This window comes from Chryseobacterium sp. W4I1 (genome assembly GCF_030816115.1).
Taxonomy (GTDB): Bacteria; Bacteroidota; Bacteroidia; order Flavobacteriales; family Weeksellaceae; genus Chryseobacterium.
In genome coordinates this window covers 2,019,215-2,033,686 of record NZ_JAUSXQ010000001.1, presented here as the reverse complement: position 1 = coordinate 2,033,686, position 14,472 = coordinate 2,019,215, and the positions used below count along the sequence as shown (strand labels likewise).

At 37.2% G+C, this 14,472-nt stretch carries 11 protein-coding genes and 1 pseudogene; 4 read left to right on the top strand and 8 right to left on the bottom strand.

Going from position 1 to position 14,472, the window contains the following annotated elements:
* The first annotated feature begins 92 nt into the window (after positions 1-92).
* From dacB to blaIND, 3 genes and pseudogenes are all read left to right on the top strand, one after another.
* A pseudogene (dacB, locus tag QF044_RS09460) lies at positions 93-1,464 on the top strand (D-alanyl-D-alanine carboxypeptidase/D-alanyl-D-alanine-endopeptidase).
* A gap of 6 nt (positions 1,465-1,470) precedes the next feature.
* The gene (locus QF044_RS09455; protein ID WP_307266174.1) at positions 1,471-2,637 is read left to right on the top strand and encodes a HAMP domain-containing sensor histidine kinase; all 1,167 of its coding nucleotides are present in this window, start codon (positions 1,471-1,473) and stop codon (positions 2,635-2,637) included.
* 184 nt (positions 2,638-2,821) lie between these two features.
* Positions 2,822-3,541, top strand: coding sequence for an IND family subclass B1 metallo-beta-lactamase (gene blaIND / locus QF044_RS09450; RefSeq protein WP_307266170.1), 720 nt, complete (start codon positions 2,822-2,824; stop codon positions 3,539-3,541).
* Between the two features lie 98 nt (positions 3,542-3,639).
* Here blaIND and QF044_RS09445 read toward each other — a convergent pair whose 3' ends face one another.
* The 8 genes from QF044_RS09445 to QF044_RS09410 all read right to left on the bottom strand — a co-directional run bounded on the left by QF044_RS09445 (position 3,640) and on the right by QF044_RS09410 (position 11,855).
* Positions 3,640-5,496: a PDZ domain-containing protein gene (locus QF044_RS09445; RefSeq protein WP_307266169.1), complete on the bottom strand. Its 1,857-nt coding sequence runs from the start codon at positions 5,494-5,496 to the stop codon at positions 3,640-3,642.
* Positions 5,497-5,645: 149 nt separating this feature from the next.
* Positions 5,646-7,277, bottom strand: coding sequence for a M1 family metallopeptidase (locus QF044_RS09440; protein ID WP_307266165.1), 1,632 nt, complete (start codon positions 7,275-7,277; stop codon positions 5,646-5,648).
* Between the two features lie 147 nt (positions 7,278-7,424).
* Complete coding sequence (locus tag QF044_RS09435; RefSeq protein ID WP_307266163.1) at positions 7,425-7,820, bottom strand: hypothetical protein; 396 nt, start codon at positions 7,818-7,820, stop codon at positions 7,425-7,427.
* A 9-nt stretch (positions 7,821-7,829) separates the two neighbouring features.
* Entirely contained in the window at positions 7,830-8,582 is a 753-nt protein-coding gene (locus QF044_RS09430; protein ID WP_307266160.1) for a class I SAM-dependent methyltransferase, read from the bottom strand.
* Positions 8,546-9,310, bottom strand: coding sequence for a DUF2071 domain-containing protein (locus tag QF044_RS09425; protein ID WP_307266157.1), 765 nt, complete (start codon positions 9,308-9,310; stop codon positions 8,546-8,548). The genes QF044_RS09430 and QF044_RS09425 overlap by 37 nt, the downstream gene beginning before the upstream one ends.
* Positions 9,303-9,689: a DoxX-like family protein gene (locus tag QF044_RS09420; RefSeq protein ID WP_307266155.1), complete on the bottom strand. Its 387-nt coding sequence runs from the start codon at positions 9,687-9,689 to the stop codon at positions 9,303-9,305. Before QF044_RS09420 ends, QF044_RS09425 begins: the two co-directional genes overlap by 8 nt.
* 172 nt (positions 9,690-9,861) lie before the next feature.
* A complete protein-coding gene (gene tatC / locus QF044_RS09415; RefSeq protein WP_307266154.1) occupies positions 9,862-10,686 on the bottom strand; it encodes a twin-arginine translocase subunit TatC in 825 nt (274 codons plus the stop codon).
* Positions 10,687-10,895: 209 nt separating this feature from the next.
* A complete protein-coding gene (locus QF044_RS09410) occupies positions 10,896-11,855 on the bottom strand; it encodes an SIS domain-containing protein (RefSeq protein WP_307266151.1) in 960 nt (319 codons plus the stop codon).
* Between the two features lie 158 nt (positions 11,856-12,013).
* On the opposite strand from QF044_RS09410, the gene recQ reads away from it, so the two are divergent.
* Complete coding sequence (recQ, locus tag QF044_RS09405) at positions 12,014-14,218, top strand: DNA helicase RecQ (RefSeq protein ID WP_307266149.1); 2,205 nt, start codon at positions 12,014-12,016, stop codon at positions 14,216-14,218.
* Positions 14,219-14,472: the final 254 nt, after the last annotated feature.

The following is a 14,472-nucleotide window of genomic DNA, read 5'->3' as shown; positions in this document are numbered from 1 at the left end:
AATAAATGATGTTGCGGCTTAATAAGACAGAAAAGGTAAGTCTGAATGAAGCTATGACAGATCACTACATTTAGGTTTATAATAATATGGCAATGAAAAAATCACTTGCAGTATTTTTACTGTCGGTTCAGATAATATCTGCCCAGAACATAGCCCAGAAACTGGATAACGCTACCAAAGATCTTATGGATTCCTCCGGAGCTGTATCATCCGGTTTGTCTTTTTATGTGACGGATGAAAACGGGACATTTATTTACGAATATCAGGGAAATAAAGGCCTTTCAACAGCTTCCACCCAGAAAATTTTCACAGCCGGAGCTGCCCTCGAAACTTTGGGCAAAAATTATACTTATAAAACAACTACTGGATACTCCGGCAATTTATCTTCAGGAGTTCTGAGCGGTGATTTGATCGTCGCTTCAAACGGCGACCCTACTTTGGGAAGCTGGCGTTATGATGCTTATAAACCGGACAACTTTAAAAAGAAATTCATTGAAGCCCTTAAAAGCTCTGGAATTACGAAAATATCTGGGAATGTAGTGATTGATGATTCTTATTTTGATCACCAGACGATTCCGGGCGGATGGCCTTGGGATGATCTGGGAAATTATTACGGAGCGGGAGTCTGGGGAGTTAACTGGAGAGAAAATCAGTTTGATATTAATATCAATGGAACAGAATTCAAAAGGGTTTTCTTATCCGCTGGACAATATAAAATGGCTGAATGACCTGAAAGCAGGAGGCAGCTCAGATCAGAGTCTCATTTTTACTGCACCGTATTCTGATGTCGCTTTGATCAACGGAACACTTCCGGCCGGAAAAACGGTAACTGTTTCAGGGGCACTGCCGAACCCACCTTTGCAGCTGGGAAGTGAAATTCAGCAGTGGCTTAAAGAAGCAGGAATTGAAATTTCAGGAAAAATAATAACAGGTTCACAACTTGAATTGGAGGGAAAACAACTGCCCGGAATTGCAAAAAATATAATTCTTACCTATCAGTCGCCTACTTTAGATAAAATTGTGTACTGGTTTTTAAGGAAAAGTGTCAATCTTTACGGGGAAACTTTAATTAAAACATTGGGAAAAGAAAAGAAAGGAAATTCCAGTTTTAAAAGTGGAATTGCCTATTTAAAAGAGTTCTGGAAATCAAAAGGGATCAACTCCAATATGATTAATTTTGCAGATGGAAGCGGACTTTCTCCCCAGAATTACGTCGCTGCGAAAGCGGAAGTTCAGGCTCTGTTGTACGCCAAAAAACAATCCTGGTTTGATGCTTATTATGATGGTTTTCCGGTGCAGGAGAACGGAATGAAAATGAAAAGCGGAAGTATGAGGGACACCAAATCTTTTGCAGGTTATCATACTGCGAAAGACGGAAAAAAATATACATTTTCAATCATTATCAATAATTATCAGGGAAGCGGAAGCACAGAACTGCAGAAAATTCTGAATGTCTTAAAATAAACAACTTTGAGGAAATCCATACTTTCCAGACTGAATAACTGGATCATTTTTGTCGTTATGACAGCTTTGGTGGTTGCTATTGTGATCGCTTCTACATCGCTGATCAATTTTCTGAGGAAAGAGGAGATCAAAAGAATCAATCTCCTTTCAAAAGCGATCAGGATCCAGCAGGAAGTAAAGTCTCCCGATACTGATGTTCTGGACCTGCTTCCGGAGATCCTCAACATTAATAATACCATACCATTCATTGTAACAGATAAGGATAAAAAACCGATCATTGATCTGGGCTATTACCGGAATATTCCGGAAAGTACTCTGAAAGATCCCCAGAAACTTAACCGCCTTATGATGGATATGGAAAAGAACTATGCTCCTATTGAAATTAAGGTTCCCGACGGCAACAATCAGTTTGTCTATTATGACAACTCAAGGCTGCTCAATAATCTTCGTTATTCACCTTACATCCTCGGTCTGTTTATTCTTTTGTATTTTGGATTTTCTTTCTGGTTTTTCAGAACGATCAAGAAAACAGACGAAGGCTATCTTTGGGCGGGGTTGGCCAAAGAAACGGCCCACCAGATCGGAACACCTCTTTCATCAATGATTGGATGGATGGAAATTATGAAAATGGATAATCCGGATTCCGAAGGCGTACACGAAATCGAAAGAGATATTGAAAGGCTGAGAACGATCTCGGAGCGTTTTTCAAAAATAGGCTCTGTTCCTGAACTTAATGACCTGAATTTTAATGAAACAATTTCAGAGAATTATGACTATCTGAAAACAAGGATCTCTAAAAAAATAGATTTCAGTCTGCATCTTCCAACCTACGTTATTCTCGTTCCGCATAATAAGATCCTGATGAGCTGGGTAATTGAAAACCTGGTGAAAAATGCAGTGGATGCCATGAAAGGGGAAGGAACATTACAAATGTATATTTTTGAAAGAAATAAAAATATTCTGGTCGAAGTAAAAGATTCCGGAAGCGGAATGACAAAGCAGCAGGCAAGAAATGCTTTTAAACCAGGATATTCAACTAAGAAAAGAGGATGGGGGCTTGGGCTTTCATTAGCCAGAAGGGTAGTTCATGAGTATCACAACGGAGATATTAAAATTTCGCAGACAGAAATTGGAAAAGGAACAACCTTCAGAATTACCATCAAAAAGACTTAACATCTGTATCAATATAAGGTTCTTTAAATATTGCTTATACTGTTAAAAAAAGATTAAAGACGGACCTTAAGAATCACTTTTCTCAAACTATCATTAAATTTGCGCTCTTCTATGCACAAATTAAATTCCAATTATTTATTCCCAAAATCAATTTGAGTTTATCAATTAAATACTATAAAAAAATATGAGAAAAAGTGTTAAGGTACTTGCCGTGTTGTTTATGTTCTTAATTAATCTTTTTAATGCACAGGTAAGGGATTTCGTGATTGAACCGCCTCTTAGCTCAAATTTGTATCTGTATAAGACATTTGGCGTTTTCGGAGGCAAAGAATATTCAACCAATGCTCTTTATCTGATTACCAAGAAAGGCGTGGTATTATTTGATGTTCCATGGCAGAAGTCACAATATCAAAGTCTTATGGATACAATTAAAAAACGTCATAATCTTCCGGTAATTGCTGTGTTTGCAACCCATTCACATGCTGACAGAGCCGGTGACCTTAGCTTTTACAACAATAAAGGAATCAGTACGTATGCAACCGCTAAGACGAACGAATTATTGAAAAAAGAAGGAAAGGCCACCTCGAGTAAAATCATAAAAACCGGAAAGAAGTATAAAATAGGAGGAGAGGAGTTTGTTGTAGATTTTCTGGGTGAAGGTCATACGGCAGATAATGTCGTGGTATGGTTTCCAAAATACAATGTGTTGGATGGAGGATGTTTAGTGAAAAGCAGCTCAGCAACTGATCTTGGCTATACGGGAGAAGCGAATGTAAAACAGTGGCCCGTTACCATGAAAAATCTGCAGGCAAAATATCCCTCCAATGCCAAAGTAATTCCCGGTCACGACGAATGGAAAGGAAATGACCATGTGAAACATACGCTTGAACTATTACAGAAGTAACCAAGCTAAAAGAGTACACAATAAAAAAGCAAAAAGCGGAGAAATTTTCTCCGCTTTTCTTATAATATTAGCTTTCACTATTCACTATTCACTACAAGCTATTTCTTCCCCGTCAGCCACTGATCCTGCAGCTTCTGTTCTGCCGGGCTTGGATTGGCTTTATAATGAAGTGTTTCTATTGTCATTTTATCCAGCATAGCTTTTCCCTTAAGGTCTATCTTATCTGTTTTGTCGCCATTTTTTCTGAGAACCGTCACCGTCACATTCTGTCCTTCTTTGATAGATTTGGCATAATTAATAAATTCCTGCATATTCTGCACATTGATGGTTTTTCCGTCAAGAGAAACAATTTCGTCAGTGATCTTAAATCCTATGCTTTTCGCAAAAGGGGATAGGGCAGAGCTTTCATCAAAGACAAAAGTATTGTTCTTATCATTGTATCCGGTTTGGTTCGGATCTTTGATGAACCAGAAAAGAGGAGGTGTTTCCTGTTTTTTTGCTTCCACACCTACCATATTAAGGTATTCCAGATAAGGAGTCGGCTGGTTTCCTGCAATATATTTAGTATAAAAATCCTTTACCTGGGAATATCCGGTGATCGTTACCAGTTCATCAATCAGTTTGTCATCTTTAAAAGGTTTATTCTCGCCAAATCTCTGAGACAGCTTTCTGATCATATCACGGTATCCCATTTCACCGTTGGACAGTTTTCTCAGCTCAATGTCAAGACACATTGTCAGCAATGTTCCTTTTTCATAAACGTTTCTGTACTGGTCTTTGTAAGGCTCTTTCAGAACATTTTTACTCATCACCGTAAACGGCATTGTATCATCGTAATTTTTTGAATTGGTGATCTTCTCATTAATTCTCTGCAGGAATTCATCTTTATTGATCAGACCTTCCTGGATCTGGAAAAGATTCGCAAAATATTCAGTTCCGCCTTCATACATCCAAAGATGCTGGGACATTTTAGGATCAGCATAATCAAAATAATGGATCTCTTCAGAATGCGTTTTCAGAGGATTTACCGTATGGAAAAACTCATGGGAAACCACATCTGTAATGGTTTTGTCAATGGCATCTTTCGGCATCATTTCAGGAAGAACCACGCTGGTTGACTCATGATGTTCCAATGCTCCGAAACCTTTGATCTGTGGCCCTTCTCCTCCTGAAAGGTAAAGCATGATTGCATATTTTTTATTGGTATTCATATCCCCCAGGAATTTCTTCTGAGCCAATACCATTTTTTCAAGATTATCTTTAAAGTCTGCCGCTTTGTATTTTCCGGTTGGAGAATAAACACCCAGCACAAGATCCATTCCTCCTGCATTGAAAGTGATATAATCCGGTTTGGTATACATCAGCGGAGAATCCGTCACTTTAGCATAGTTAGCCAGTGTAAAAGTATCGGTAGCATCAGATTTATCCTGGTCTACCAAAGCGGTTGTCCCGTAAAAACCAGCAGGTTTCTGAACGATCAGCTGATACGGAACATCCTGCATATTGTCAATGTAACCTACAAAACCGTGGGTATTAACCATAAATACTTTGCCCTCTTCAATATCTGTCCCTGAAGGGGAAAATACAGCTTTATGCTTAGAATTATCCATCTCATCATCAAAACTGTCATTCACCAGATAAGTTACTTTGGTTAAATCTTTAGCGTTTTTTAATGAATACGTATTGTCATTAACTTTTGTATAAGTCAGTTCTCTACCTTTGTTGTCATAAAACTTGATTCCTTCCACGAATCTTCCGTAATCGTCCTCAGAATAAGTACCGGGAACCGTTTTTGGAAAATGGAACTTAACGTCTCCTGATTTCATTTTCGGAAACTCCATTGTTACGGCTACCTTATCGTCTTTCACATTGACAAGGTCGATTGTTGTCTTTATAGATTGGGCATTCGCCAAAAAAGCGGCAAAGAGACCCAGACTGATTGCTGTTTTTCTCATTAGGTTTAAATCTTTATAGTTAAATAGTAGTTTTTTAGAACATTTTGTTACGGATTACTGTATTAAACTTTTCTTAATTTTTTTAAAGAAGTATTAAAATAAAAAAGGCAAAACCGCTGTTCAACGGATTTGCCTTTTTCAATTTTGCTTTACTCAGTTTTATTATAATTGATATAATAATTTTTATTAAACTCTACAGGGGTATTCTTTTTAAGCTTTACAGTCTGCCAGTTTTCTGTAGGATTGATCGTTTGATCACCATCGATGATGATCGGAAGCTTAAAATTTTTCACTACATCAGTATATCGGAATTTTAAAGTATTTCCGTTTTGAGAATATTCAAGACTAGGAATTTGTACTGTTCTTAAATATTGGTCGAAAATGCTTGAAAGGTCAATTCCTGATTTGGAGGACATATAATCTTCAATCTGTTTTGTGGTAACGGTTTGGTGATAAAAATCCTTGTTGATTCCTCTTAAGATCTGTCTGAATTTTTCATCATTGTTGATCACCTGCCTGATCGTGTGAAGCATGCTGGCTCCTTTTGGATACATATCACCGCTGCCCTCATTTCTTACGCCATATTTTCCTATGATGGGCACATCATTCTGAATTACATTACGGATTCCGACAGCGTAAATATCAGCTGACTTTTTATCCATATACTTTTCTGTGAAAAGAACCTCAGAATAGTTGGTAAAGCTCTCATGGATCCACATATCTGCCTGATCTTTTGCGGTAACATTATTGGCAAACCATTCATGGCCGCTTTCGTGAACAATAATAAAATCCCAGTTAAGACCTACACCTGTTCCTGAAAGGTCTTTGCCCAGGTAGCCGTTCATATACTTGTTTCCGTAGGCAACACTGCTCTGGTGTTCCATTCCCAAATAAGGAGAATCTACCAGTTTGTATGAATCTTCGTAAAAGGGATACGGTCCAAACCAGTATTCAAATGCAGAAAGCATCGGTTTTACCTGCTGAAACTGCTTCTTTGCTTTTTCCAGATTATAATCAAGGACCCAGTAATCAAGGTCTAGCTTACCTTTTTCACCGTTAAATGTATCTTTAAAGTTGACATATTTCCCGATATTAGGGATAATAGAGTAGGCATTGATAGGATTTTTCACTTCCCATGTATAAGTTGTTTTGCTTCCTTCAGTTTTTTTATCGGTCAGTCTTCCGTTTCCTACGCCTACAAGATCGTTTGGAGCAATGATCTTCATCACGATACCGTTTTCAGGCTCATCGCTCCAGATGTCCTTTGTCGGTAGCCAGATTGATGCCCCGATTCCTTCATCGGCCACACTCATCCACGGATTTCCTTTTTCGTCTTTGGTGAAAACCCAGCCTCCGTCCCATGGTGCATTTTTAGCAATAACGGGATTTCCTGAGTAGGTTATGGTAAGATTATATTTTTCTCCTTTTTTGAATTGTTTTTTTGCAGTGATAAAGATAAAGTCACCGTCCTGCTTCTGGTTAGCAATAGGGAAGTCAGCTTCTATTTTATCCGCTTTCATCGGCTTTTGAAGATCGATCTGAAAAACAGGATTTGTCACGTCTTTAGTGATCTCAAAACTGATCTTGTTGTATCCTTTAATGCTTTTCTGTTTCAAATCCGGTTCTACAGAAAGATCATATTTCTTGACATCCCAAAAATTACGGAATTGGGTATCAGAACCTTTCAGGGTATCCTGCTTGGTGAAAACTTTATCTTTCTCAAAGAACTGTCCGAAGACAAGCCCCGAAGCAAATAAAAGTGTGTAAGTCAGCTTTTTCATTTAAAATCAAATTAAATTCCATCCAAAAATAGAAAAATTAATACCAATAATTTCGATTTAAACGCAAAAGTCTGTTTAAACTTATTAAAAAGTCTCCATTATTTCTCAACCATTAATAAGAATTTAAGGAATAAAGTTCTTATATCATTAATTGAAATATATTATCCAAAACAAAGCACTTATATACAACCAGAATAGGGAGAAAACGATATGAACAGCTGTTTCAAAAGCTTTTCCTTTCCACAACTGCGATGAATATCCAAAAAATTGAAAGAGCAGCCGGACAGTCCAGAAGATCGCTAATCCGAGGCTTATTTTTTGACCAAGATCCGTTTCTATCAGTTCGTGGGAAGATGTTATACATAGTAAACCCATCAGAAATACCATTAAAGCGATAAAGACAGTATGCACCCACATGAGCTGTCTGTTGATAAGGCTCAGCGTCTGGAGCTCTTTTTCCCAGTTAAAATATTTAGGAAAAATAAGATGGATAAACGCTAAAGCAATAAAAAGTACTCCGGTTATTTGTAATTGAAGACCCATACGTAAAGATTAAGGATTACTAATAAAAATTGACATAAAAGAGGTGAACTTCACCTCATTGAATGTTGTAAAACCTGCCTTTTTAAAAGCATTTTTCCAGACCGTTTTTGAAAAGAAATGGGTAAAACCTACTGAAAAAGCTAAAAAATTTGGAAAATCCCTTAGATGTTCCACCATAATTATTTTTCCATCCGGCTTACATAAACGGTGGCATTCTTTCAGGAACAGCACTTTTTCTTCGTTCAACCGGATTTCATGGACTGCAGAAAGTAGGAAGATAATATCAACTGACTGATCAGGCAGAGAAATTGAATTGGATACCATCTGTTGGGTGTCAGGATATATTATACTTACTTTCCGGGCTCTTACGATAGCAGGTTCCGTGTGTCGTTTGGCATCGTAGAAATCAAATACTTTTAAATCTGCCTGCGGGAAATTTTCTTTAATTATAAAGCTTGTTTCATCAAAACCGGCATTGATATTTAGAATTTGCTTTACTGTTGACTGATCGATTTCGCAGTCTTTCAGCCACTTAAAATGATAATACCCGGAGAAATCATAAACGTACGCTGATACAATCAATGGTATCAAAAGCCCATAGATAAATGCTGCTACAATGATCCGGTATAAAAGATCCGGCCAGGCAAATAGCTGGTGACTGATGATAATTACAGCCAAAATCCCGATCCCTACGATATAAAAATGACGGTTAAAGCTTAAAATATTTAAGACACCCTGAAATTTTCTTCTTTTTGTTTCCATCGTTCAGTTTTTCCTTTTTTCCAGTAGTATGGAATGTTTTTAATGATAAAAGCATTGGCTAAAATGGGGTTTTTCAGCTTCAGTGTATTTAGAAATTCAAACTTATAATCTAAGATTTCAACAGGTTGGGGAACCCAATTCTGCCTGACTCCTTCAATAATCAGGACTTCCTGGTTTTTTTTATTATAGGTGAAAGTAAATGGCAATGGTCCTGCAAACCTCCGTGCTTCTTTCCAGTCTGCAAATGGCGAATTTTGTGGAAGTGAAATGTTTTCTTCTGCTTTGCTGATGCGAACTTTAAACTTTGATTTAACGGAACGTATTTCTTTTACGTTTTCATCTTCAGCCTGTGTAATATCTGTGGTAGAATAGTTATAATGAGTGAATAGATTACCCATAAATTCCATTTTTCTTTTATCTGTTTCAGACTTAAGAATGTACAATCCGCGCAGTCTCTTGCCTTGGTTGTTGGTATACCTTACAAATACCCGGTAGCCGATCAGGAAAAAATCGTTTCCCATCACTTTTGGAAATCCTTTAGGACGAAGGTCTTTGGTCTGAACCATTGCTGCGGCTACAAAAGCCCATTTGTCCTGAAAGGTATCAAGCTCAAGACATTCCGGAATAAGATCCTGTAACTGTTCTTTGGGAACTGCAAATGTCAGAACAAGTGAACTTTCAAAAAAAGCTTCTACTCCAAACGGGTGGTTTTTTAAAAAGTCAAGCATGGTGATTCGGTTGTTTTGGTTTCAGGTAAAACTCATTAATAAAAATAAGCACGATAAATAAAAACGCAAATAATGAATTGAATTTTCCCCAAAGCAGTAGATCCGGAACCAATATGAATTCAAGAATATTCATTACCGCAACGATGATAATTTGTGCAAATGCATTCAGTCTCGTTTTGAATCCGGATATGATCCATACAGCCATTACAATTTCGGACAGTCCGATCATGATGGTTAAAATTCCTGAATATTGACTGCCTAAAATTCTGGAAACAATCTCTTCATGACGGGGTACAAAATTCAGTATCTTACAGAAAAGGCCATTAATAACCCAGACTGTTGCAATATAATAACTAAATAAGGAATAAAGGCTTTTCATAAAGATGTGGGTTCAAATTCTATTCAAAGATAAAAATATTTTTGAACTTTCAGTAATTATTGAAAATATATTTTCAAATAATGCAACCTGTTTCTTAAATGCTTGTAAATTAAAAGAGTACAGTTTAATGCAAACTGTACTCGTATTTTTAAATTTAAATAAAATCAATCTTTTATTTGACTGCCGGAAGATTTTCCGCATTTCTTTGTACTTTTTTGTACGTGTAAGAACACATTACAATACTGAATTCGTACAACACAAGCAGAGGCAGTGCAGCCATAATCATGCTCAAAACATCCGCAGGAGTAATAATCGCAGCAACAACCATGATCAGTACAATAGCGTGACGTCGGTAGGTTTTCATAAACGTTGGCGTCAGAATACCTATGATGGTAAGAAAATAGATCAGAATAGGAAACAGGAAGATAATTCCCATCCCTAAAATAACCTGTAAAAATAAAGTGGTATAATCGCTTAGGTCATAAAGTGGTATGATGATATCCGAGATCTTAAAAATAACCCCGAAATTAACGGCAAAAGGAAGGATTAAAAAGTAACCGCACAAAACTCCCGTCATAAACAGGATCCATACAGCATTGATGATAAATATAGAATTTTTTCTTTCATTAGGATGAAGAGCAGGCCCGATAAATCTCCACAGCTCCCATACAATATAAGGAAAAGCCCCTACAATACCACCGAAAACAGAAACAGCCATCATCACATTGAACTGCTGGTAAAGCCTCTGCACACGTACCGGGAATTCTTTCGGAAGATGAATACTGTCTTCCCCTAAGAGCATTCTTGAAAAATGGTTAACTATCCTGAAGGTTGGAAAATCATTTCTTGTAGGCCCAAAAAAGATATGGTCCATGATCCAGTTGATATTGAATCCTACGGCTACAGCGACAATGATGATCGCAATAATTGAGCGGACAAGATGACCTCTTAATTCTCCAATATGTCCCAGAAAGGACATGTCTTTTTTTTCGTCCATATACTACAGTCTATCTAAAATAGTAAACTCATCAGAGTTAAGCTGTTTAAGTCTGCGAAATTATGAAATAATAATCAGTATTCAGAATTATTGGGAATGATTTTGTTTAAGTTTATAGCTGAAATTTCTTTGTGTTTGGTTTTCATAAAAACAGACGGTACTTTTAAGATACCGCCTGCTGATGTATAAGGTCAATAAAATATTATCTGCTAATTGATCCCTTCATCCAATAAGGTATGAAGATCGATGATCCCGGAATACTTCCCATTTTCTGTGACAATCAGCTGACCGATATTGTTTTCTTTCAGAATTTTCATAGCCTCTTTTGCCAAAGTATTACTTTCGATAGTTTTAGGGTTGGCAGACATAATGTCTTTTGCCTGAACTTTGGTGATATCATCACCCTTCATCAGCATTCTTCTTAAATCCCCGTCTGTGATCACACCAAGAATTTTTTCATCATTAATAACCACTGTTATTCCGTGGCTTGATGCGCTGATTGAGATAATCACATCTCTTATCGGTGCATTCTCTTCTACCTGAGGCTTCTGAGGAGATAAAAACTGGTCTACCTTTGAAACAAGATTCTTTCCTAGGCTGCCTCCCGGGTGAAATTTAGCAAAATCATTCTCCCTGAAATCATTCAGTTCCATTAAAGCAACCGCCATAGCATCACCAAGTGCCATCTGTATCGTGGTAGAACTTGTTGGGGCCAGCTTGTTCGGGCACGCCTCCACATCTACATGAGTATCCAGAACAATTTCAGAGAATTCTGCAAGTTTACTGTTCTTATTTCCTGTCATCCCGATCAGAGCTGAAGAATAATCCTTTAAATAAGGAACAAGATTGGCTATTTCCGGTGAATTTCCGGAATTTGAAATGCATAAAACCACATCCTGCTTCTGGATCACTCCAAGATCTCCGTGGATAGCCTCCGAAGCATGAAGAAACTGTGACGGCGTACCGGTAGAGTTCAATGTGGCTACAATTTTATTACCTACATGAGCAGACTTTCCGATTCCTACCACAATTAATTTCCCCTTGGCCGAATGAATAATTTCCACAGCTTTGGCAAAATCCTCATCAATCCTGTTCTTTAATTTCTCAAGTTCTGAAATTTCTATCTCTAAAGTGCTCTTGGCAATTGAAATAATGTCGCTTCTTTCCATTTTATAAGTATAAGGTATACAAAAAATCCAATGAAAAACGTTATATTTAAAAAAGAATATTTAATATAAGTTTTATTTTTTATAAATTCGTTCGCTTTTATTTTAAGCAGAATTTTTATAACTTTGGGTTGGATGCAAATTTAGCAATAGAAAATTAGATGAGCGCAAAAAAAGCCAATTTATCAGGCGAATTGAAAAAGTACTTCGGGTTTTCTACATTTAAAGGCCAGCAGGAACAAATCATAGAAAATCTACTTAGTGGAAAGGATGTATTTGTCCTGATGCCAACAGGTGGGGGCAAGTCATTATGTTACCAGCTTCCGGCACTTATTTCAGAAGGTACGGCGATTGTAGTTTCGCCCTTAATAGCTTTAATGAAGAATCAGGTAGATGCCGTAAACGGACTTTCATCTGATGATGGGGTAGCCCACGTTTTAAATTCATCATTAAATAAGACACAGACAAAACAGGTCTTTGACGATATTAAAGGCGGAAAGACCAAACTTTTGTATGTAGCACCGGAATCATTGATTAAAGATGATTACCTGGATTTCCTGAAAGAAGTGAAGATCTCCTTTGTGGCTATTGACGAAGCACATTGTATTTCAGAATGGGGACATGATTTCAGACCGGAATACCGGAACCTGAAATCTATCATAGACAGGATTGCCGATGTACCGGTGATTGCTTTGACAGCGACTGCAACGCCAAAAGTTCAGGATGATATCCAAAAAACTTTGGGGATGACGGATGCATTGGTTTTTAAAGAAAGTTTCAACCGTCCCAATCTTTATTATGAAGTACGCCCAAAAGTCAATATAGATAAGGAAATTGTGAGGTTTATTAATCATCACAAAGGAAAATCAGGAATTATATACTGTTTAAGCCGTAGAAAAGTAGAAGAGTTTGCTCAGCTGCTGCAGGTAAATGGGATTAATGCACTTCCTTATCATGCGGGTCTGGATCAGAAAGTCAGAGTCGCCAATCAGGATAAATTCCTTATGGAAGAAGTAGATATTATTGTGGCTACGATTGCATTTGGGATGGGAATTGACAAACCGGATGTACGTTTCGTGATTCATTATGATTTTCCTAAATCTCTGGAAAGCTATTATCAGGAAACAGGAAGAGCTGGAAGAGACGGAGGCGAGGGCCACTGTCTGGCATTCTACGATCCGAAAGATATTGAAAAGCTTGAAAAATTTCTGGCACAGAAACCTGTTTCAGAAAGAGAGATCGGGCTGCAGCTTCTAAATGAAGTCGTAGGCTATGCCGAAACTTCAATGAGCAGAAGACAATACATTCTTTGTTATTTTGGGGAAAATTTTGATCCGGTAAAAGGAGATGGAGCGGATATGTGCGACAATTCGTCTGATCCTCCAAAACTGAAAGACGCGACCACAGATCTCACAAAAACCCTTGAACTCATCAAGGATACGGGAGAAAAATTTAAATCTAAAGATCTCATTTCCGTGATCGTTGGGAAAGAAAATGCGGTTACCAAATCATATAAATTAGAACAAACCTCGTATTTCGGTTTTGGAAAAGAGGAAAAAGATAATTACTGGAAAACCATTCTAAGACAGGCTACCGTTCAGGGCTATCTGCAAAAAGATATTGAAACTTACGGGGTCTTAAAGATGTCTGAAAAAGCCCGTAAGTTTTTAGGAGGTACATCTAAAGAACCATTTTTAATTGCTGAAGACAGGGAATTTGATCTTACACAGTCCAAAGCAGAAAGCGATCAGGTTCAGCAGCAATCCGTGGGAGGGCTGGATCAGAATTTATTCGGACAGTTAAAAGAACTGAGAAAAAAAGTTGCTAAAAAATATGGAATTCCGCCTTATACGGTGTTTATGGATCCCAGCTTGGAGGATATGACAGTTCAGTATCCTGTTTCAGTAGAAGAAATTGCAAAAATTTATGGAGTAGGAGAAGGAAAAGCCAAAAAATATGGGAAAGAATTTGCCGACTTTATCAAAACGTACGTTGAAGACAATAATATAGAACGTACCCAGGACATGGTATTGAAACAGGTGGCCAACAAATCCAGCCACAAAGTTTTCATTATCCAGAGTACAGATAAAAAGATCGATCTTGAAGATATTGCAAGAGCTAAAAACCTTTCCATGACTGAGCTTTTAAAAGAAATGGAAAGTATAGTCTATCAGGGAACAAAACTGAATATCGATTATTATATTGAAGATAATTTCGATGAAGATATTGTAGACGGCTTTATGGAATTTATGACCGAATCTGAAAGCGACAGCATGAAAGTGCTTCTCGATGAATTCGGGGATGAACTGTCTGATGAAGAAGTGAGAATGCTGAGAATAAAATTCATCAGTGACGTAGCCAACTAAGAATGAATTTACAGAATAACGAAATAATTTTAAAAGAAATTCTTCCAAAGAAGAGTTTCTTTTTTAATATGACAGAAAAGTTGAGAATTGTTTTCTCTTTTTTTTATTTGGGAATTTCCACGCTATTTCTTATAAATATGACTTCTTTCTTTTTCTTTTTTGCAATATTTATGTTTGGAACGGGGTTATATTTAGCATTTTTCAGATGGATTCTAAGATATTCAGATTTAAAAAATAATTATTATCTAATTACC

Excerpts from the sequence above, each read along its gene's own strand:
- blaIND (WP_307266170.1), top strand. The coding sequence starts at position 2,822 with ATGAGAAAAAGTGTTAAGGTACTTGCCGTGTTGTTTATGTTCTTAATT.
- QF044_RS09445 (WP_307266169.1), bottom strand. The coding sequence starts at position 5,496 with ATGAGAAAAACAGCAATCAGTCTGGGTCTCTTTGCCGCTTTTTTGGCG.
- QF044_RS09440 (WP_307266165.1), bottom strand. The coding sequence starts at position 7,277 with ATGAAAAAGCTGACTTACACACTTTTATTTGCTTCGGGGCTTGTCTTC.
- QF044_RS09435 (WP_307266163.1), bottom strand. The coding sequence starts at position 7,820 with ATGGGTCTTCAATTACAAATAACCGGAGTACTTTTTATTGCTTTAGCG.
- QF044_RS09430 (WP_307266160.1), bottom strand. The coding sequence starts at position 8,582 with ATGGAAACAAAAAGAAGAAAATTTCAGGGTGTCTTAAATATTTTAAGC.
- QF044_RS09425 (WP_307266157.1), bottom strand. The coding sequence starts at position 9,310 with ATGCTTGACTTTTTAAAAAACCACCCGTTTGGAGTAGAAGCTTTTTTT.
- QF044_RS09420 (WP_307266155.1), bottom strand. The coding sequence starts at position 9,689 with ATGAAAAGCCTTTATTCCTTATTTAGTTATTATATTGCAACAGTCTGG.
- tatC (WP_307266154.1), bottom strand. The coding sequence starts at position 10,686 with ATGGACGAAAAAAAAGACATGTCCTTTCTGGGACATATTGGAGAATTA.
- QF044_RS09410 (WP_307266151.1), bottom strand. The coding sequence starts at position 11,855 with ATGGAAAGAAGCGACATTATTTCAATTGCCAAGAGCACTTTAGAGATA.
- recQ (WP_307266149.1), top strand. The coding sequence starts at position 12,014 with ATGAGCGCAAAAAAAGCCAATTTATCAGGCGAATTGAAAAAGTACTTC.